This window comes from Massilia atriviolacea (assembly GCF_003953935.1).
GTDB lineage: Bacteria > Pseudomonadota > Gammaproteobacteria > Burkholderiales > Burkholderiaceae_D > Telluria_A > Telluria_A atriviolacea.
Window position 1 is genome coordinate 269,734 of record NZ_RXLQ01000001.1, and the last position, 17,211, is coordinate 286,944.

Genomic DNA, 17,211 nt, shown 5'->3' on the forward strand with positions numbered 1-17,211 from the left:
CATGCCAATCAGGACAGATTTCGTCCTGATACGGTGGTATTCTGGCGCCATGTACCATCCAACCACCCGTGTGCTGGCAGTGCTCGAACTGCTGCAAACCCATGGCCGCCTGAGCGGCGCCGAGATGTCGGCGCGGCTGGGCGTCGACACGCGCACCTTGCGCCGTTATATCGTCACGCTCGACGAGATGGGCATTCCCATCACCACCGAGCGCGGGCGCCACGGCGGCTACGCGCTGATGGCCGGCTTCAAGCTGCCGCCGATGATGTTTACCAACGACGAAGCGCTGGCCCTGGCGATCGGCCTGCTGGCCGCGCGCAGCCTGGGCTTTGCCGAAGCGGCGCCGGCGGTGGCCAGTGCCCAGGCCAAGCTCGAACGCATCATGCCGGCCAACCTCAAGCGGCGCGTGCGCGCCATCGATGAAACCGTGCGGCTCGACATGCTGCGCGCGGTGGCGCCGCAGGACAACGACGCGCTGGTCACCCTCAGTTCGGCGGCGCTGGCGCAGCAGCGCGTCTGCCTGCGCTACCGCACCCCCGAGGGCGACGACAGCGAGCGCGACTTCGACGCCTACGGCCTGGCGTTTCGCGGCGGCTGCTGGTACGTGATCGGCATGTGCCACCTGCGTGCCGGGATGCGCTCGTTCCGGCTCGACCGCATTCTCAAGGTGGAAACGCGCCCGGTCTCGTTTGCGCGTCCGGCCGGCTTCGACGCGCTCGGCTACCTGACCCGGTCGATGGCCTCGATGCCGCGCGAGCACCCGGTCGAGATCGTGCTGCATACCGACCTGCAGACGGCCAGCGCGCATTTTTTCGGCGCGCTCGGCGTGCTCGAACAGATCGATGGCGGCGTGCTGCTGCGCTGCAGTACCGACCATGTCGACTGGTTCGCCGGGCACCTGGCCGGCCTGCCGTTCGAGTTCGAGGTGCGCGCGCCGGCGCTGCTGCGCGCCAGTCTTGCAAGATTAGGTGAACGACTGCTTCGCACGGCGGGTGCGCTCGGCTAGAATGCGGCGCTCGACAATATTAATTTTGGATAACATGATTCAGAAAACACTGGCCGGCATGGTCCTCGGATGGACCCTGCTGGCGGCCGGCAGCGCGCTTGCCGGCGGCTGTCCCGCACATTACATCGATGGGCGTCTGCCCGAGATCCGCAACCCCAAGCTGGCGAAAGCGACGACCGAACTATGCTACGGCGTGTTCGGCGTGATGCACTCGGGCGTGACGCGCACCCCGCTGTGGTCGGCCGAACGCGTGCGTCCGGAAAACCTGAAGCTGGCCAAGAAACTGTCGCGCGACGACTCCTTCCATGCCGAAGAACGGCTGTCGCCATCGCAGCGGGCCGAGCTGTCCGACTATGCCCGCAGCGGCTTCGACCGGGGCCACATGGCGCCCAACGGGAATATGCCGGACCGCAAGACCCAGCACGAGAGTTTTACGCTGGCCAACATGGTGCCCCAGGATGCCGACAACAACCGCCACCTGTGGGCCGGGCTGGAAGGGCGCGTGCGCGACATGGTCAGGAAGGACGGCGCCATGTACGTCATCACCGGGCCGGCCTTCATCGGCGGGCGCCTGAAAAAGGTGGGCAACGTGCTGGTGCCGAGCCATTTGTACAAGGCGGTGTATAGTCCGAGCCTGAAAGCGGGCGCGGCCTGGATCGTGGAAAACCGCTCGGCGGACGAGCTGGACGTGATGACGATCGCCGAGCTGGAAGAAAAAATCGGCATCGACCTGATGCCCTCGCTGAGCGCGCGCCAGAAGTCGGCGATGCTGGACCTGGCGCAGCCGAAGCAGAAGAAATCGCGCCGCTGGCCGTTTTGACCTATCAAGGAGACGCAATGAGTGGCAAGAAACAAGGTTTTGACCCGTACGCCAACGAAGCCGACGTGCTCGCGGTCGGCAAGTTGATGCTCGAAAACCGGCTCGACCGGATCACGCTCAGCGGCGACGTCGATCTGACGGCCGACGAAGCCGGCCTGGCGCACGCGCGCAAGCTGCACGCGGTGCTGGAGAAGATCGTGGCCAAGCTGGAAGCGATGAAGCTGCCGGCCGAGCTGCCCCCGCCGGCCGTAGGCGAAGTCGACAACCCCTTCAATTAAGCTCCCGGCCATCGACCAGGCCGTGTCCACCCCGGTGCCAGGTCTGACATTCGGACACGAGCTGAGCCTTCTGCCTTGACGGGGCCGTCTCCAGCCAGGCCGCACCAGCGCGCATCGCCCGACCCAGGCGCGTCGCATGCGATCAAAAACTTGAAGCGGGTCAATGGTGCGCAGGGTCGGTGCGCTTTGCGGTACTCTCGATCACTCTCGCCGCAGCGTTTTTCGAGGAGCGCACCGCATGTCCACCGACAGTCCCGAGGCAGTTGACGAACCCGGCAGCGACACGCTCACCGTGCCGCTGCACCGCGAGGAACTGCGGCTGGGAAGGCGCGTCGTCGACACCGGACGCGGCGTCCGGATGCATAAAACCGTCAGCGAGCATCCCCACCAGGTCGACCAGACCCTGCTCTACGACGAGCTCGTCGTCGAGCATGTGCTCATCGACAAAATCGTCCCCCTGTCCGAGGCGCCGTCCACGCGCCAGGAGGGCGACACGCTGATCGTGCCGGTGCTCGAAGAAGTGCTGGTGACCGAAAAGCGCCTGCGCATCAAGGAAGAAGTCCACGTCACGCGCATCCGGCGCTCGCGCACCCAGACCGGGACCGTGATCCTGCGCGCGGAAGACCTTGTCGTCGAACGGTTCGACGAAGGCCCTCACAAGGAAGCGAGTTCAACTACACGGAGGTAGTCATCATGGAACACACACTGGTAGCGGTATTTGACAATCGCGGCGATGCCGTGCAGGCGCAGGACGACCTGCTGGGGTCGGGTTATGCACGCCAGGACGTGCGTTTGAGCGATGGCGATACCGATCGCTCGGCCTATCGCAGCGACGAGGACGACGGCGCCTCGTTCGGATCGAGCATCAAGCACTTTTTCACCGACCTGTTCGGCGGCGAGCGCAGCGAGCATGCGCGGATGTACGCCGAGGCGCTCGACCGTGGCCATTACGTGCTGACGGTGACGGCCGCGAGCGAGCACGAGGTCGAGCGCGCCGCCGACATTGTCGAGCGCCACAGCCCGATCGATATCGACGAGCATGCCGGCCAGTGGCAGGGCGCCATGCAGGGCGGGGAGGCCATGCGCGCGCAAGCCATGTCGCAGCAGTCGACGCCCGGCGCATCCCAGGGCGGCATGAGCGGCGGCAGCGCGCAGGGATCGGCCATGGGCGCCTCGCAACAGCGCGCCGACGGCGGCACCGCCATTCCCGTGATCCAGGAAGAGCTCAAGGTCGGCAAGCGCGAGGTGCAGCGCGGCGGCGTGCGGATCTACCAGCGCATCGTGGAGACGCCCGTGACCGACAGCATCGGCCTGCGCGAAGAGCACGTCAACGTGCAGCGGCGCGCGGTCGACAGGCTGGTCGATCCGGCCGACATTGCCGCCTTCCAGGAAAACACGATCGAGCTGCGCGAAACGGCGGAAGAAGCGGTCGTCGAAAAATCGGCGCGCATGGTGGAAGAAGTTATCGTCGGCAAGGAAGTGACGCAGCGCCAGGAGCAGATCAAGGAAACGCTGCGCCATACCGAAGTCGATGTCGAGCGGCTTGCGCCGGACGACGATGCCTATTTCCGCGGCCACTGGACCAGCAATTTCGCGCGCGAGGGCGGCAGCTTCGACGATTACGCGCCGGCCTACCGCTACGGCGGCAGCGTGGCAGGCAGCGAGATGTACCGGGGGCGGGCGTGGGAAGAGATCGAACCGGGACTGCGGCGCGACTGGGAAGCGCGCAATCCCGGCTCGACCTGGGAAAGGATGAAGGCCGCGATCCGGCATGGCTGGGAGCGCATGACTTCCTGAACGTCGGGCCGGCGCCAGCGGGGCGGGCGCCGGCGCGCCCCGTCAGCGCTTTTACTCGGCGAACACCGCGCTCGCCGGCGTGATCCTGACGGCCTCCGGCTTGATGTCGAGCTTCATGCTGCCGATGCGCTTGTCTTCGTCGAGCAAGCTCTGCGGCTTGTTGCCGTCGTACTTGATCGTCGACTCCGCGTCGCTCACCAGTTTTTCCTTGAGTCCGGCAGCATCCTTGGTGATAAACACCAGCGACATGTTCTTGGTCGACAGATGCTTCTTGATGGCGGCATTGAGGTCGGCCAGGGTCAGCTTGCTCAAGCCCTCGCGCATCATCGTGGTGAACTCGGGCGTGCCGTACCACTGCGAATCGAGCGCATAGCCGAGGTACTGGTCTTGCGTTGCCGTCATCACGAACACGTTTTTCATCAGGTAGCCGCGGGTGATCTCGAATTGCTCCTGGGTCAGGCCCTGCTGGATGACTTTGTCGAGTTCGGTAAGCGCGATACGCAGTGCCATATGGGCATTTTCCGGCGCGACAGGGCGGATCCAGACTTCGAACAGCTGGCCCTTGCGGCCGACGTTCGGGGTCGGGAAGAACTGGAACATACCGCGTGGGAAAGCTTCGATATAGCTGTAGTCGCCATAATTCATGCCGCGCAGCTCACGGATGCGCTGGTACAGATAGGCATTCGAGGCGCGGTGTTCGCCGAGGAAGGTTTTTGCCAGCCACAGCGCCGGGAAGTCCGGATGGCCACGGCGTACGTCGATCGGCAAGCCGAACGAGAGCGCTGTCGCGCGCGTATTTTTCTCGATGATTTCGACTTCCAGGCCGTTCGGCATCTTCGCCAGCGGCGCCGTGGTGGCCGGCAAGCCGGGGCCGGCCGGCAGTTTGGCCAGCGCCTGCCTGAGGTCGGCGGTCATCGCGTCCGACACGTCGCCGGAAATGCCGACCTTGACCGATCCCTGGGTATAGGCCTTCTTGTAGAACGCCTTCACATCGTCGAGCGTGATCGCGTCGATGCCCTTGGCGGTGCCGAGTACGGGATGGTCGTAGGCGGTGCCGGCGAACACATTGGTCTGCAGGCGTTCCTTGCCCAGTTCTTCCTCGTTATTGTCCTTCAGGTCGACCAGCAGGGCGTTCTTGAGCGAATCCTTGAGCCGGCGGAAGTCTTCTTCGCGAAAGCCCGGCGCGAGCAACTGGGGCATGGCCACGCCCATGTATGTCGTCCAGTTATCCTTGTGGATCGAGCCCGTGAAGGTGGTCATTTCCTTGTCGGTCTGCTCGCTGAACGAACCGGCCAGCGGGAACAGGGCTTTGGTCACCTCGTCGATCTTGCGCTCGCTCGACCCGGCCGAGGCGACCATCATCGCGGTCAGCGCCGCCAGGCCTTCCTTGCCTTTGGGATCGTGCGCCGAACCGGCGGCGAACAGGAGCTTGAAGCGGATCTGCGGCAGGGCCGATTTTTGCACCAGCACGTCGACCTTGGCCTGCGGTCCGGCGGCACGCGACGGCGCGAGCGCGAGCGGGGTGGCATCGGCAGCCGGTGCGGCGGCGGCGGCCGTGCCGGGCAGGGTCGCCAGCTTCGGCAGGGTGGCCATCGTTTCAGGCAGGGCCTGGTTCGACAGGGTGGTGACAATCATGCCCTCGTCCACCAGGTATTTACGGGCCGCAGCGAGCAGGTCGTCCGGCGTCAGGCTGTCGGTGACGCGGTAGAACTGGTTCAGCGTGCCGTAGGAACGGTTGTAGTGCACGTACGAGGCGAGGGTGCCGGCGATCTGCTCGGTATTGTCGAGTGAGCGGATCAGGCCGTATTTCTGGGCGGACTTGGCGTCGGCCAGTGCCTGCGCGGTGACCGGTACCGTGCGCAGTTGCGCGATGGTTTGCATGATCTGGTCGCGCACGTAGACCGTGTCTTCCAGCTTTTTCACGCGCGCGATGATGGTCGCCAGGCTGGGGTCGATCCTGCCGGGCGTGTAGTCGCCGAACTGGTCGACTTTCTGTTCATCCTGAACCAGGCGCTTGTACAGCGGCGAGGTGCGGCCGAAGGACAGCGACAGCAGCATCGACAGCGCGGCGTGGTCCTTGGCCGTGGCCGAAAACGCCGGCGCGCGGAAACCGACCGTGACGAAGGGCAGCGTCTGGGTTGGCCAGGCGACATGCTTGTAGAGCGCCCCGCGCGGTGCGGGCTCTGCCGGAACCTCGCTCTTGTAGCTGCCTTTCTGCCATGTGCTCCAGTACTTCTCGACCAGGGCGATGGCTTTTTGCGGCTCCACGTCGCCCGCGATGATCACGGTAGTGCGTTCCGGGCGGTACCAGCGGTCGAAGAACACTTTCGAGTAGGCATACTGGTTCGGCATGTCCTCGATGTCCTTGATGAAACCCATCGTGGTGTGCTTGTAGGTATGCGTGGTGTAGGCGGCGTCGCGCTGCACCTCGAACAGTTTCGACATCGGATTGGCGCTGTTCTTGTTGTATTCGCCCAGCACGGCGCGCGATTCGGTCTTGAACGCATCCTCGCCGTACGACAGGTTCTGGAAGCGGTCGGCCTCGACCTTGAGGATGGTTTCCAGGTCTTCCTTGGCGAAGGTGGTGTGGTAATTGGTCAGGTCGTCGCTGGTATAGGCATTCTGGCGCGCGCCCGATTTGGTGATGACGTCCTGGTATTTCTCAGGCGGATAGGCTTTGGTGCCCCGGAACATCATGTGTTCGAAAAAGTGCGCGAAACCCGACTTGCCCGGCTCGATTTCATTGCGCGAACCGGTCTGGACGGGGATCTGTACCGACACCAGGTTGGGGAAGCCGGTTGGGACGACGATGATTTTGAGGCCGTTGGCGAGGGTTTTTTCGGTGGCCTTGAAGGGCAGGACGTCCGCCTTGTTGCCGGTTGCTGCCGGGGCCGCCGCCATCGCGTTCATGGCGAAAGCGGGCAGGGCGAGCAGGCTGATCGGGATAAGTTTCGACACAATGTCTCCTGAGGCTAAAAAATAGTAGCCGCAGGATAAAAGAATCAGCCCAGAAAAGACAGCGAAAAATTGTGCATATATCCTCACGAACAATGTCCACTGCGGTGACAGGCACCGAAGTGGACACGGGCTGGACCGGTGAAAAATGTCCACTGCGGTGACAGGCACCGGGGTGGACACGGGCTGGACCGGTGAAAAATGTCCACTGCGGTGACAGGCACCGAAGTGGACACGGGCTGGACCGGTGGAAAATGTCCACTGCGGTGACAGGCACCGGGGTGGACACGGGCTGGACCGGTGAAAAATGTCCACTGCGGTGACAGGCACCGGGGTGGACACGGGCTCAGGAGAGGTTCATGGCAACCGGACTGTCCGGACGGGCGCCGGGGATGTGCTCGGGCTCGCTGGCCGGCAGGCTGATCCTGTTGCGGCCCATGTGCTTGGCGCGGTACAAGGCGGCGTCCGCCGTCGCCACCAGCTGGCACGCCGTCGTGTCGGACGAGGCGATCGCGGTGGCCGCGCCGATGCTGACCGTCACGTGCTCGTCGGCGCCGCGCCCGTTCGGCACCGCGAGCCGCTCGACCCGGCGCCGGATCCGCTCGGCCACGATGGCCGCCCCCTTGAGCGACTGGTTCGGCAGAATCACCGCGAATTCCTCGCCACCATAGCGCGCCACCAGGTCGTTCGCCCGCATTTCGCTCGCCACGGCAGTGGCGATGCGCTTGAGGCATTCGTCGCCTCCCAGGTGCCCGTTGGCGTCGTTGTATGCCTTGAAATTGTCGACATCGACCATCAGCAAGGACAGCGGCTGTTGCTGGCGCAAGGCACGCGACCACTCGGCGCCCAGCGTCGTATCGAAACAGCGCCGGTTGGCCAGCCCGGTCAGGCCGTCGAGCGTGGCCAGCTGCTCCAGCGCGACCTGGGCCGCTTTCTCGTCGGTAATGTCGCGCAGGGTCTGGACTACCGCTTCGAGTTTGCCGTGCTCGTCCAGGATCGGGATGGCATCGGTCGCCAGGTAACGGCGCTGCCCGCCGCGCGGCATGTCGCACCAGCTTTCCGCCACCAGCTGTCCTGCCACATGGCTGCTTCTGGCCGCCTGCGGATACAGCGAATCGAGCTCGTCGCCACGGTCCTGTGCCACCAGATCGGCCAGGGTCGGCCGCGCCTCCCGGTAGAAACTGCGCCAGTGGTCGCGCGTGCCCAGCACTTCCTCGGCCGCCACCCCGGTCAGGCGCTCGCAGGCGCGGTTCCAGATGATGACCCGGCGCTCCTTGTCCAGCACAAAGGCGGGCACGGCCAGCATTTCCATGAGCTTGTAGGCAAACGCACGCCCGTGCTCGGGTACGGCTTGCGCCCTTGCGCTCTGGACCTTCATGGTGCTCATCATCTGCCGCCCCTGTTAGATAGTTCCGGACAATATCTCGACGGCAAACTGTTGATTGCCGACAAGATTTGATTTTGCCTGTGGCGCACTGCGGTTCTATTGATAAAGCACAAGGGTGCGTGCGATCGTCCTCTTCAGTGTGCGGGAATGGCAACCGTCAGCGGGATCGAGACCGACAGCACCACGCCGCTGCCGGGCAGGCTGTCGATGGCGAAACAGCCGCCGATGGCGCGCACGCGTTCGCGCATGCCGGGCAGGCCGCAGCCGCGCCCATTGCCGAGCTCCACCATGCCGACCCCGTTGTCTTGCACGCGCAGGGTGAGCATATTGCCGAAACGCTGCAGCTTGATGTCGACCTCGGTGGCATGCGCATGGCGCGCGACATTCGACAGCGCTTCCTGCGCGATGCGGTACAGCATCGCGTCGCGTTCCACGTCCTCGGGCGCATGGAGTGCGTCGGGGTCGGCCGTGAAAGCGTGGCGAATCCCGTGCATGCGGGTAAATTCGCTCAATTGCCATTCCATCGCGCTCTGGAAGCCCGCTTCCAGCACGACCGGGCGCAAGTCATAGATGATCGCGCGCAAGGATTTGATCGTGTTGTCGAGGTTGCCCATCATGCCGTCGAGCTTCTTCGCGATCTGCGGATGGGCGCCGGTGGTGCTCACATGCAGCAATTGCAGGTCGATCTTGAGCGCCAGCAGATTCTGGCCGAGATCGTCGTGGATGTCGCGCGCGATGCGCTGGCGTTCGCTCTCGCGCACGCTGTCCTGTTGTTTGCTCGCCTGGCACAGCGACAGATGGGCGTTCGCCAGCGCCAGTTCGGCTACCGCGCGGGCGTGGCGCTCGATGCGCAGCTGCGCTTCGGTGTCGGCGAGCTGGTCGTCGAGGCGCAGGTGGCGTTGCAGCAAGGCGTAGAAGCCCCAGCCGATCAACAGCATCCAGATCAGGGCGAGCAGGGCGGTGGGCGTGATGTGCATGAGTACCTTCCGGAGAGAGCCGATAAGCAGACAAGTCCAAGCTGACTCGGATCAAGTTACTCCCCGTCATTACTATTGTTATTGTCTCCGATCAACTCTGTTTCACTTGAGAACTTCTCTGTCGTAAAGGCATCATTTTTCGTGATTTGGGATGGGGCTACGCGACCTTGCTATAATGGAGGGTTGACGATCAGGATAATCACGTGACTTACAGCATCAAAGAGATTTTCTATACCCTGCAGGGAGAAGGCGCGCATGCGGGGCGGCCCGCGGTGTTTTGCCGTTTTTCCGGCTGCAACCTGTGGACCGGGCGCGAAAGCGACCGCGCCAACGCCGTCTGCACCTTCTGCGATACCGATTTCGTCGGCACCGATGGCGAACGCGGCGGCAAGTTTGCCACTGCCGAGGCCCTGGCGTCGTCGATCGACAGCCTGTGGCCCGCATCCTACCCGCAGAGCAAGTACGTGGTCTTCACCGGCGGCGAGCCGCTCTTGCAGCTCGACGCGCCCCTGATCGACGCCATGCACGCGGCCGGCTTCGAGATTGCCATCGAAACCAACGGCACCTTGCCGGTGCCGCCCGGGGTCGACTGGATCTGCGTCAGCCCGAAGATGGGCTCGAAGCTGGTCGTGGCCAAGGGCAATGAGCTGAAAGTGGTGATTCCCCAGACCAACCAGGATCTGGCCGCCTACGAAAGCCTCGATTTCGAGAACTTTTTCGTGCAGCCGATGGACGGCCCGCTGGGCGAACACAATACCCGTCTCGCCATCGAGACCTGCAAGCGCCATCCCAAGTGGAAGTTGAGCTTGCAAACCCATAAACTGTTACAGATACCATAAAGCACTTCATGCTCACGATTACACGCAAGCTCGAATTCGATGCAGGCCACCGCATTCCCGACCACAAAAGCCAGTGCCGCAACCTGCACGGGCACCGCTACACGCTCGAAATCACGCTCACCGGCGCCGTCATCCAGGTCGAAGGCAACTCCGACAACGGGATGATCATGGACTTTTCCGATATCAAGGCATTGGCCAAGGAACACCTGGTCGACGTCTGGGACCATGCTTTCCTGGTCTACGAAAAGGACGACAAGGTGCGCGACTTCCTGGCCTCGCTGCCGGGCCACAAGACCGTCGTGATCGACCGCATTCCGACGGTCGAGAACCTGGCGCAGATCGCCTTCGATATCCTGAAAGCGGCGTATACCGACCGTTTCGGCACCGGTTTGCACCTGCACAAGCTGGTGCTGCACGAGACCCCGAACTGCTGGGCAGAGATTACCGATGCCTGATCCCGCCTTCATGCAACTGGCGCTGGAACAGGCGCAACATGCATGGAGCCTGGGCGAAGTGCCGGTGGGCGCCGTGGTGGTCAAGGATGGCGAGGTGGTCGCCACCGGCTTCAACCAGCCGATCGGCCGCCACGATCCGACCGCGCACGCCGAAATTGTCGCGCTGCGCGCGGCGGCGGAAAAGCTGGGCAACTACCGGCTGCCCGGATGCGAGCTGTACGTGACCCTGGAGCCCTGCGCGATGTGCTCGGGGGCGATGATGCATGCGCGCCTGGCGCGCGTGGTGTTCGGCGCGCCCGACCCGAAAACAGGCGCGTGCGGCTCGGTGCTCAATCTGTTCGAGCAGGAACAGTTGAATCACCATACCGACCTGGTGGGCGGCGTGATGGCCGACGAGGCCAGCAGCATGCTGCGTGCATTTTTTGCCGAACGGCGCCGGGCGGCGCAGGCGGCGCGGCTGGCTGCGCAGGCGGCTGCTTGCGGCGAGTAGGCAATCGATGGAAGCGTGGCGGCAGCGCGTGCCGGCACGCAAGGTATGTCAGCCGCCGCGCAAAAATGGTATGCTCGATCGCATCCGGTCCTGCGCTCCAGCGCCAGCGCAGGCGGTGCGCACCGGCCGCGGCTGAACCCGCGACTTAACCCATCACCAGCAAGCCAGCCAGCATGCCTATTCTGACCGCCAACGGGATCCGGATCGCCTACGAAACAGCAGGCGACCCCAAGGACGCGCCGCTGCTGCTGATCATGGGCCTGGGCATGCAACTGACGGCCTGGCCGGACGATTTCGTCGACGGCCTGGTCGACCTCGGGTTCTACGTCATCCGCTTCGACAACCGCGACAGCGGCCTGTCCACCAAATTCGACCATGCCGGCACGCCCAGCCTGCCGCTGGCCTGGCTCAGGCGCCTGCTGCGCTGGCCGCAGCGCGGCGCCTACACCCTGTCCGACATGGCGGACGATGCGCTCGGCGTCCTCAACGCCCTCGGCATCGCGCGGGCGCACGTGGTGGGCGCGTCGATGGGCGGCATGATTGCGCAGATCCTGGCCGCCCTGCATCCGGAGCGCGTCATCAGCCTGACCTCCATCATGTCCGACAGCGGGCGCCGCGGCCTGCCCGGACCGAGCAAGGAAGCGCGCGCACTGCTGATGCGCCCGGCCCGCAACACGCGCGACCTCGACAGCCTGGTCGAGCACATGGTGCACACCATGCGCGTGATCGGCAGCCCGGCCTATCCGACTCCCGAACGCCTGCTGCGCGAGCGCATCCTGCGTTCGGTCAAGCGCAACCTGTGCCCGGCCGGGCTGGCGCGCCAGCTGGTCGCCATCGTCGCCACGGGCGACCGCAGCGAACTGCTCAAGTCGATCCGCGTGCGCACGATGGTGATCCACGGCGCGGCCGATCCGCTGGTACCGCTGGCCGCCGGCGAAGACACGGCGCGCCTGGTGCCCGGCGCGCGCCTGCACGTCATCGAGGGCATGGGCCACGACCTGCCGCCGCAACTGATCGAGCGCCTGCTCGCCTTGATCGATGAGCACGCGCACGGTAAGATAAGCCCCGACTCCACAGCGCGGCTTTTCGAAAAACAGTGACCACACACCCTAACGGCATCGGCATCGCCATCGTTGCTCCGAGCGGCTTTGGCAGCGACAACGCCGCCATCGAACGCGGCATCGCCTCCCTCGTTGCGCAGGGCCACACGGTCCATAACTACTTTGAGGCCGACAAGGTATTCCAGCGCTTCGGCGGCACCGACGACGCCCGCCTCGCGCAGCTCGACGCCGCCGCCTGCGATCCGCAGGTGCAGGTGGTCATGGCCCTGCGCGGCCAGTATGGCCTCACGCGCCTGCTGCCGCGCATCGATTTCGCGCGCATGGCGGCCAGCGGCAAGATCTTTGTCGGCTACAGCGACTTCACCGCGTTTCATATGGGCCTGATGGCAAAGACCGGCGCGCAAAGCTACGCCGGCCCGATGTTCTACAGCGACTTCGGGACCGCAGAGCCGGTGGCGTTCACGCAGGACGACTTCTGGCACTGCCTGCGCGGTCCGCGCCACGTGATCCGCGCCTGCGCGGACGGCAATCCGGCGCTGGCGACGGAAGGCACGATCTGGGGCGGCAACCTGGCCATGCTCATCTCGCTGGTCGGCACCGACTACTTCGCGCGCATCGACGACGGCATCGTCTTCGTCGAAGACATCAACGAGCATCCTTACCGCGTCGAGCGCATGCTGCTGCAGTTGCTGCAGTCCGGCGTGCTGGCGCGCCAGAAGGCGCTGGTCCTGGGCGATTTTTCGGGCTATCGCCTCACGCCCGCCGATAACGGCTACGATTTTGCCGCCATGCTGGCCTACCTGCGCGCCACCTTGCCCATTCCGGTGCTCACCGGCCTGCAGTTCGGGCATATGGCGCAGCGCGTGACGATTCCCTTCGGCGCGCACGCGCAGCTGGTCTCCGACGACGCCGGCTTCACGCTGACCATGAGCGGCTATCCCACCATCGCGCATGCCTGAGGCCCTGGCGGCGCACGACTACTACCGCGCCACGTCGCCTGGCGACACCTACGCGCCGCTGGCCGGGCCGGCCGACGCGGCGGTGTGCATCGTCGGCGCCGGTTTCGCCGGGCTGGCGACGGCCATCGGGCTGATGGAGCGCGGCGTGCGCGATATCGTGCTGCTCGACGCCGCACGGGTCGGCCATGGCGCTTCGGGGCGTAACGGCGGTTTTGTCTTCGGCGGCTTTTCGCTCGGCGAGCGGCGCATCGCCGCCAGCATCGGCGTGGACGCCGCGCGCGTGCTGTACCGGATGACGCTCGACGCCGTCGAGCGCATCCGCCGCCGCATCGCCGACTACGGCATCGACTGCGACGCGCGCCATGAAGGCGTGTACCTGGCCAACTGGTTCGACGACGCCCGCCTGCTCGACGCGCATCAACGCTTCATGAGCGATTGCATGGGCGTCGAGTGGGAGCGCGTGTCGCGTGCGCAGCTGGCCGAAAAACTCGATTCGGCGCGCTATTTCGGCGGCCTGTTCGAGCCGGCCGCGTTTCATTTTCATCCCCTTAAATACGCGCAGGGCCTGGCCCGCGTGCTGGCGCACAAGGGCGTGCGCGTGCATGAACACAGCAGGGCTACCACCATCGTCGCCGAAGGCGAGGGCTGGCGCGTGACGACGCCAGGCGGCAGCGTGCGGGCGCGCGAGGTGGTCGTGTGCTGCGGCGGCTACATCGACAAACTGCTTCCGCGCCTGTCGCGCGCGGCCCTGCCGATCGCCACCTACGTCATGGTGACCGAGCCGCTCGGCGAGCGCCTGCACACGGCCATGCGCACCGGCGCGGCGGTCTACGACACCCGTTTCGCCTTCGACTATTACCGCCCGCTGGCCGATACGCGCCTGCTGTGGGGCGGACGCATCGCCGTGCGCGAACGCGGCGGCCTTGAGGTGGCGCGCCTGCTGCACCGGGATATGCTCAAGGTCTATCCGCAACTGGCGGGCGTGCGCGTGGCGCATGCGTGGAGCGGCATGATGAGCTACGCGCGCCATCAGATGCCGCAGCTCGGGCGCCTGCCGGATGGCCTGTGGTACGGCATGGGCTTCGGCGGCCATGGCGTGGCGCCGACCACCCTGGCCGGCGAGGCCATCGCCGCCGCCATCGCCGGCGACGGCGCCGCGCTGGCGCGCTTCGCCCCCTGGGGCCTGCCGTTCGCCGGCGGTCCGGCGGGCCTGGCCGCCGCGCAGATGACCTACTGGTACTACCAACTGCGCGACTGGATGCGCCAATGAAGGCCGCGCGCTCGGTGCGCATCGATACGCTGCGCGGGATCGCCGTCTTCGGCATCATGCTGGTCAATGTCTGGGGCTTCGCGATCGGGAATAACTTTTCGCGCTACGGCATCATCGGCGAGCATGCGCCGCTGCTCGACCAGGTGGTGGTATTCGTAGTGGCCGCGTTCGCGGAGCAGAAGTTCTATCCGGTCTTCGCATTCCTGTTCGGCGCCGGTTTCGCGCTGCAGACGGGCGGACGGCATTTTCCGGGCCCGCAGCTCGAGCGCATCAAGACCACCTACCGCCGGCGCATCGCCTGGCTTCTGGGCTGCGGCGTGCTGCATGGCTCCCTGCTGTGGTTCGGCGACATTCTGACCGTGTACGCGATGTGCGGCTTCTGGCTGATGACGCAGGCGGGGCGCAGGCTGGCCGACATCGTCGCCTCGCTCGGCCGCTTGGTCGCGCTCAATATCGCGGTGCTGTGCTTCATGGCTTACCTCACGCAGCAGTTGATGACGATGCCGCCAGCGGCCGTGAGCTGGGGCGTGGACGAGATTGCGCGCACGCAGGCTGTCTACAGCCAGGGGACGCTGGCCGAGATCGCGCGCGAGCGGCTGGATGACTTCTGGGGCAACCTTCTCAACTCGCTGTTCTTCCTGCCGAAGGTCGCGCTGCTGTTCCTGCTGGGGGTGGTCAGCGTGCGCCTGGGCTGGCTCACGCGGCCCGGCCGCCATCGCGCATTCTGGGGCAGGGTGCTGCTGGCCGCACTGTGGGTGGGCGTACCGGTCAACCTGTGGTGGGGCTGGGCCGCGCTGCGCGATGCGGTCGATCCCCATGCCGGCGGGGCGCTGGCGGCCTTTGTCTCGTTCCTGGTCGAAGTCGCCGGACCGCTGATGGCGGCCGGCTACGTGGCCCTGGCGATGCGCGCGCCGGAGCGCGCGGTGGCATCCCTGGCGCACTGGCTTGCGCCGGTGGGGCGGATGGCGCTGACCAATTACCTGGCGCAGTCGGTGCTGCTCGGCTTCCTGATCCAGGGGACGGGCCTGGGCCTGGGCGCGCGGCTGTCGCATGCCGGACTGCTTTGCCTGTGCGTGCTGCTGATGGCGGCGCAGGCGCTGTGGAGCCGCTGGTGGATGCAGCGCCACGCCCAGGGGCCGATGGAAGCGCTGTGGCGCCGCTTTGCTGCGGGGGCTTAGCAGCGGCTCAGACGACGCTCATGTGACCGGCCAGGATCTGCCACTGTCCGTCTGACGCCCGGCGCCACGTGCGGGTGCACCGCAGATCGAGGTTGAATGGCGCCTCGCCGAAGCTGCCGACCAGGCGCATGCGGGCCGAGATGACGCCGACCTGGCCGTCCGCCGTGACGAGGCGTTCGGCCGCCTCGATCGCGCGAAACTTCAGCAAGCCCGAACGGTGCATGTCGAGGTCTTGCTGCTTGCCGATCACCTGGCCCATATGGGTGGTAAATTGCAAGTCGGGCGCGATCAGGCGGTCGAGCGCGTCGATGTCCGTGCCCAGCATGGCGTCCCGCAACTGTTCTTCCAGCCCGATGATGTGCTCTTGTGCCTGCGTATTGTCCATTGCGCGTCCTTGTGGATTGAATTCATCAGAACTGATAGCGAAATCCGGTCGAGACGACCGTCACCCTGGTTTTTGTCAGGCGCATCGCTTCGGCGTTGATCGACCAGTGCGGATTGAAATTGAAACGCAGGCCGCCGCCAATACTCGGATCGTTCTCGTTATAATCGTCCTTGCCCGACCAGTACGAGTGCATTTTAGTGCGCCCGATGCCGGCGCGGCCGGTCAGGCTGAATCGCCCGTCCAGCGCAATCGTGCCCGTGACCGCGATGCCGTAGTGCTGCTCCGGGTAGGCCGGCTCGTTGCGGCTGAAGCCATAGCCGAATTCGATGAAACTGAGCGAATGGCTGAACAGCTCGACGCCGATGTGTTTGTCGATCTGGTAGCCGGTACGAAGTCCGATCGACAGTTCATCGCGTTCGATCCGGTCGTTCGATGAAGATGCCTGGCCGACCTGGATACCGGCGTAGACGCCGGGACCGTTTTGTACCGCCAGTACCGGTGTGGAAACAACGGTGACGAGTGCGAGCAGCGCACTGCCGATTATCATTCGCATGGACTATCCTGAGTGGGTTTATGCGACGGCCTGAAGGTGATCGGCCATTGCTGGCCGGAATTATAAACGGAAACATGGCAAAAGTATCAATCATGCCATATGAATAAGATAGTCAAATCGCTCAGGGAACGTTTTTCAGTCTCCGATGCGGTGACAGGATCGGGGCCGGCGCGACCCGTTTAATCGCGCCGATTGGAAGGACTCCATGAAGAAAATCGTTTCTCTGTTTCAACGTAATTACGACGGCGACCGCCAGGTACGCGACGACATCGTGCCGGGCGCCGAATGGGTGGCCGCCGGCGAGGGCGTGGCGACCCGCAAGTGGGACGGCATGGCGGTCTTGGTCGCCGATGGCGTCGTTTATAAACGCTACGACGCCAAGGCGGGACGCACGCCGCCTGCCGACTTCATGCCCGCCCAGCCGGCGGCGGACGAGGCGACCGGTCACTGGCCGGGTTGGGTTCCGGCGGTCGGGCCGGATTCGGCGCGCATCATCGAAGGCGTGGAGTGGGGCGCGCGCGAGTTGTTCGGTGGCGGGGCGGTTCCCGACGGAACGTATGAAGTGTGCGGCCCAAAGATCGGCACGCGCCACGGCGCCAATCCCGAGCGCCTGACCGAACACATCCTGGTTCCGCATGGCAGGGATCAACTGCTCGACTGCCCGCGCAGCTTTGCCGCCCTGCGCGAGTACCTGAGCGAACACATTATCGAGGGCATTGTCTGGCACCACCCGGATGGGCGCATGGCCAAAATCAAGGCGAGCGATTTCGGCATCAAGCGCACGTAGCGGGCGGCCCCACC

General features: G+C 65.1%; 18 protein-coding genes. 13 read left to right on the forward strand and 5 right to left on the reverse strand.

Annotation, left to right across the window (positions count from 1 at the left end):
- The first annotated feature begins 49 nt into the window (after window positions 1–49).
- From EJB06_RS01140 to EJB06_RS01160, 5 genes are all read left to right on the forward strand, one after another.
- The gene (locus tag EJB06_RS01140) at window positions 50–1,006 is read left to right on the forward strand and encodes a helix-turn-helix transcriptional regulator (protein WP_126072159.1); all 957 of its coding nucleotides are present in this window, start codon (window positions 50–52) and stop codon (window positions 1,004–1,006) included.
- A gap of 34 nt (window positions 1,007–1,040) precedes the next feature.
- Complete coding sequence (locus tag EJB06_RS01145; RefSeq protein ID WP_126072160.1) at window positions 1,041–1,826, forward strand: DNA/RNA non-specific endonuclease; 786 nt, start codon at window positions 1,041–1,043, stop codon at window positions 1,824–1,826.
- A 17-nt stretch (window positions 1,827–1,843) separates the two neighbouring features.
- Window positions 1,844–2,104, forward strand: a complete 261-nt coding sequence (locus EJB06_RS01150; RefSeq protein ID WP_126072161.1) for a hypothetical protein — start codon at window positions 1,844–1,846, stop codon at window positions 2,102–2,104.
- 238 nt (window positions 2,105–2,342) lie between these two features.
- Window positions 2,343–2,792 (forward strand): YsnF/AvaK domain-containing protein, encoded by a 450-nt coding sequence (locus EJB06_RS01155; RefSeq protein ID WP_229426876.1) that lies wholly within the window; start codon window positions 2,343–2,345, stop codon window positions 2,790–2,792.
- A gap of 5 nt (window positions 2,793–2,797) precedes the next feature.
- Window positions 2,798–3,901 (forward strand): YsnF/AvaK domain-containing protein, encoded by a 1,104-nt coding sequence (locus tag EJB06_RS01160; protein ID WP_126072162.1) that lies wholly within the window; start codon window positions 2,798–2,800, stop codon window positions 3,899–3,901.
- Window positions 3,902–3,952: 51 nt separating this feature from the next.
- Here the strand turns inward: EJB06_RS01160 and EJB06_RS01165 are convergent, their stop codons facing one another.
- The 3 genes from EJB06_RS01165 to EJB06_RS01175 form a co-directional block, all read right to left on the reverse strand.
- On the reverse strand, window positions 3,953–6,859 hold the full coding sequence (locus EJB06_RS01165; protein ID WP_229426877.1) for a M16 family metallopeptidase: 2,907 nt from the start codon (window positions 6,857–6,859) through the stop codon (window positions 3,953–3,955).
- Between the two features lie 343 nt (window positions 6,860–7,202).
- Window positions 7,203–8,246: a sensor domain-containing diguanylate cyclase gene (locus EJB06_RS01170; RefSeq protein ID WP_370660103.1), complete on the reverse strand. Its 1,044-nt coding sequence runs from the start codon at window positions 8,244–8,246 to the stop codon at window positions 7,203–7,205.
- A gap of 131 nt (window positions 8,247–8,377) precedes the next feature.
- Window positions 8,378–9,220: a sensor histidine kinase gene (locus tag EJB06_RS01175; protein ID WP_126072163.1), complete on the reverse strand. Its 843-nt coding sequence runs from the start codon at window positions 9,218–9,220 to the stop codon at window positions 8,378–8,380.
- Between the two features lie 203 nt (window positions 9,221–9,423).
- Here EJB06_RS01175 and queE point away from each other — a divergent pair, with 203 nt between their 5' ends.
- From queE to EJB06_RS01210, 7 genes are all read left to right on the forward strand, one after another.
- Entirely contained in the window at window positions 9,424–10,059 is a 636-nt protein-coding gene (queE, locus tag EJB06_RS01180; protein ID WP_126072164.1) for a 7-carboxy-7-deazaguanine synthase, read from the forward strand.
- Window positions 10,060–10,067: 8 nt separating this feature from the next.
- Window positions 10,068–10,514 carry a 6-carboxytetrahydropterin synthase QueD gene (gene queD, locus EJB06_RS01185; protein ID WP_126072165.1) on the forward strand — a complete coding sequence of 149 codons (447 nt, stop codon included), beginning with the start codon at window positions 10,068–10,070 and terminating at the stop codon, window positions 10,512–10,514.
- Window positions 10,507–11,004: a tRNA adenosine(34) deaminase TadA gene (gene tadA, locus EJB06_RS01190; protein WP_126072166.1), complete on the forward strand. Its 498-nt coding sequence runs from the start codon at window positions 10,507–10,509 to the stop codon at window positions 11,002–11,004. Before queD ends, tadA begins: the two co-directional genes overlap by 8 nt.
- A 173-nt stretch (window positions 11,005–11,177) precedes the next feature.
- Window positions 11,178–12,104: an alpha/beta fold hydrolase gene (locus EJB06_RS01195; protein WP_126072167.1), complete on the forward strand. Its 927-nt coding sequence runs from the start codon at window positions 11,178–11,180 to the stop codon at window positions 12,102–12,104.
- A complete protein-coding gene (gene ldcA / locus EJB06_RS01200) occupies window positions 12,101–13,024 on the forward strand; it encodes a muramoyltetrapeptide carboxypeptidase (RefSeq protein ID WP_126072168.1) in 924 nt (307 codons plus the stop codon). The genes EJB06_RS01195 and ldcA overlap by 4 nt, the downstream gene beginning before the upstream one ends.
- The gene (locus EJB06_RS01205; RefSeq protein ID WP_126072169.1) at window positions 13,017–14,294 is read left to right on the forward strand and encodes an NAD(P)/FAD-dependent oxidoreductase; all 1,278 of its coding nucleotides are present in this window, start codon (window positions 13,017–13,019) and stop codon (window positions 14,292–14,294) included. Before ldcA ends, EJB06_RS01205 begins: the two co-directional genes overlap by 8 nt.
- Window positions 14,291–15,472: a DUF418 domain-containing protein gene (locus EJB06_RS01210; protein WP_126072170.1), complete on the forward strand. Its 1,182-nt coding sequence runs from the start codon at window positions 14,291–14,293 to the stop codon at window positions 15,470–15,472. Before EJB06_RS01205 ends, EJB06_RS01210 begins: the two co-directional genes overlap by 4 nt.
- Window positions 15,473–15,479: 7 nt before the next feature.
- Here EJB06_RS01210 and EJB06_RS01215 read toward each other — a convergent pair whose 3' ends face one another.
- On the reverse strand, window positions 15,480–15,857 hold the full coding sequence (locus EJB06_RS01215) for a nuclear transport factor 2 family protein (RefSeq protein ID WP_126072171.1): 378 nt from the start codon (window positions 15,855–15,857) through the stop codon (window positions 15,480–15,482).
- A gap of 25 nt (window positions 15,858–15,882) precedes the next feature.
- Complete coding sequence (locus EJB06_RS01220; RefSeq protein ID WP_126072172.1) at window positions 15,883–16,410, reverse strand: porin family protein; 528 nt, start codon at window positions 16,408–16,410, stop codon at window positions 15,883–15,885.
- Between the two features lie 205 nt (window positions 16,411–16,615).
- Between EJB06_RS01220 and EJB06_RS01225 the strand changes: the two genes are divergently transcribed.
- On the forward strand, window positions 16,616–17,197 hold the full coding sequence (locus tag EJB06_RS01225; RefSeq protein WP_126072173.1) for a hypothetical protein: 582 nt from the start codon (window positions 16,616–16,618) through the stop codon (window positions 17,195–17,197).
- Window positions 17,198–17,211 lie beyond the last annotated feature (14 nt).

Coding starts and splice junctions, on each gene's coding strand:
- EJB06_RS01140 (WP_126072159.1), top strand. CDS start 50: ATGTACCATCCAACCACCCGTGTGCTGGCAGTGCTCGAACTGCTGCAA.
- EJB06_RS01145 (WP_126072160.1), top strand. CDS start 1,041: ATGATTCAGAAAACACTGGCCGGCATGGTCCTCGGATGGACCCTGCTG.
- EJB06_RS01150 (WP_126072161.1), top strand. CDS start 1,844: ATGAGTGGCAAGAAACAAGGTTTTGACCCGTACGCCAACGAAGCCGAC.
- EJB06_RS01155 (WP_229426876.1), top strand. CDS start 2,343: ATGTCCACCGACAGTCCCGAGGCAGTTGACGAACCCGGCAGCGACACG.
- EJB06_RS01160 (WP_126072162.1), top strand. CDS start 2,798: ATGGAACACACACTGGTAGCGGTATTTGACAATCGCGGCGATGCCGTG.
- EJB06_RS01170 (WP_370660103.1), bottom strand. CDS start 8,246: ATGATGAGCACCATGAAGGTCCAGAGCGCAAGGGCGCAAGCCGTACCC.
- EJB06_RS01175 (WP_126072163.1), bottom strand. CDS start 9,220: ATGCACATCACGCCCACCGCCCTGCTCGCCCTGATCTGGATGCTGTTG.
- queD (WP_126072165.1), top strand. CDS start 10,068: ATGCTCACGATTACACGCAAGCTCGAATTCGATGCAGGCCACCGCATT.
- tadA (WP_126072166.1), top strand. CDS start 10,507: ATGCCTGATCCCGCCTTCATGCAACTGGCGCTGGAACAGGCGCAACAT.
- EJB06_RS01195 (WP_126072167.1), top strand. CDS start 11,178: ATGCCTATTCTGACCGCCAACGGGATCCGGATCGCCTACGAAACAGCA.
- EJB06_RS01205 (WP_126072169.1), top strand. CDS start 13,017: ATGCCTGAGGCCCTGGCGGCGCACGACTACTACCGCGCCACGTCGCCT.
- EJB06_RS01210 (WP_126072170.1), top strand. CDS start 14,291: ATGAAGGCCGCGCGCTCGGTGCGCATCGATACGCTGCGCGGGATCGCC.
- EJB06_RS01215 (WP_126072171.1), bottom strand. CDS start 15,857: ATGGACAATACGCAGGCACAAGAGCACATCATCGGGCTGGAAGAACAG.
- EJB06_RS01220 (WP_126072172.1), bottom strand. CDS start 16,410: ATGCGAATGATAATCGGCAGTGCGCTGCTCGCACTCGTCACCGTTGTT.
- EJB06_RS01225 (WP_126072173.1), top strand. CDS start 16,616: ATGAAGAAAATCGTTTCTCTGTTTCAACGTAATTACGACGGCGACCGC.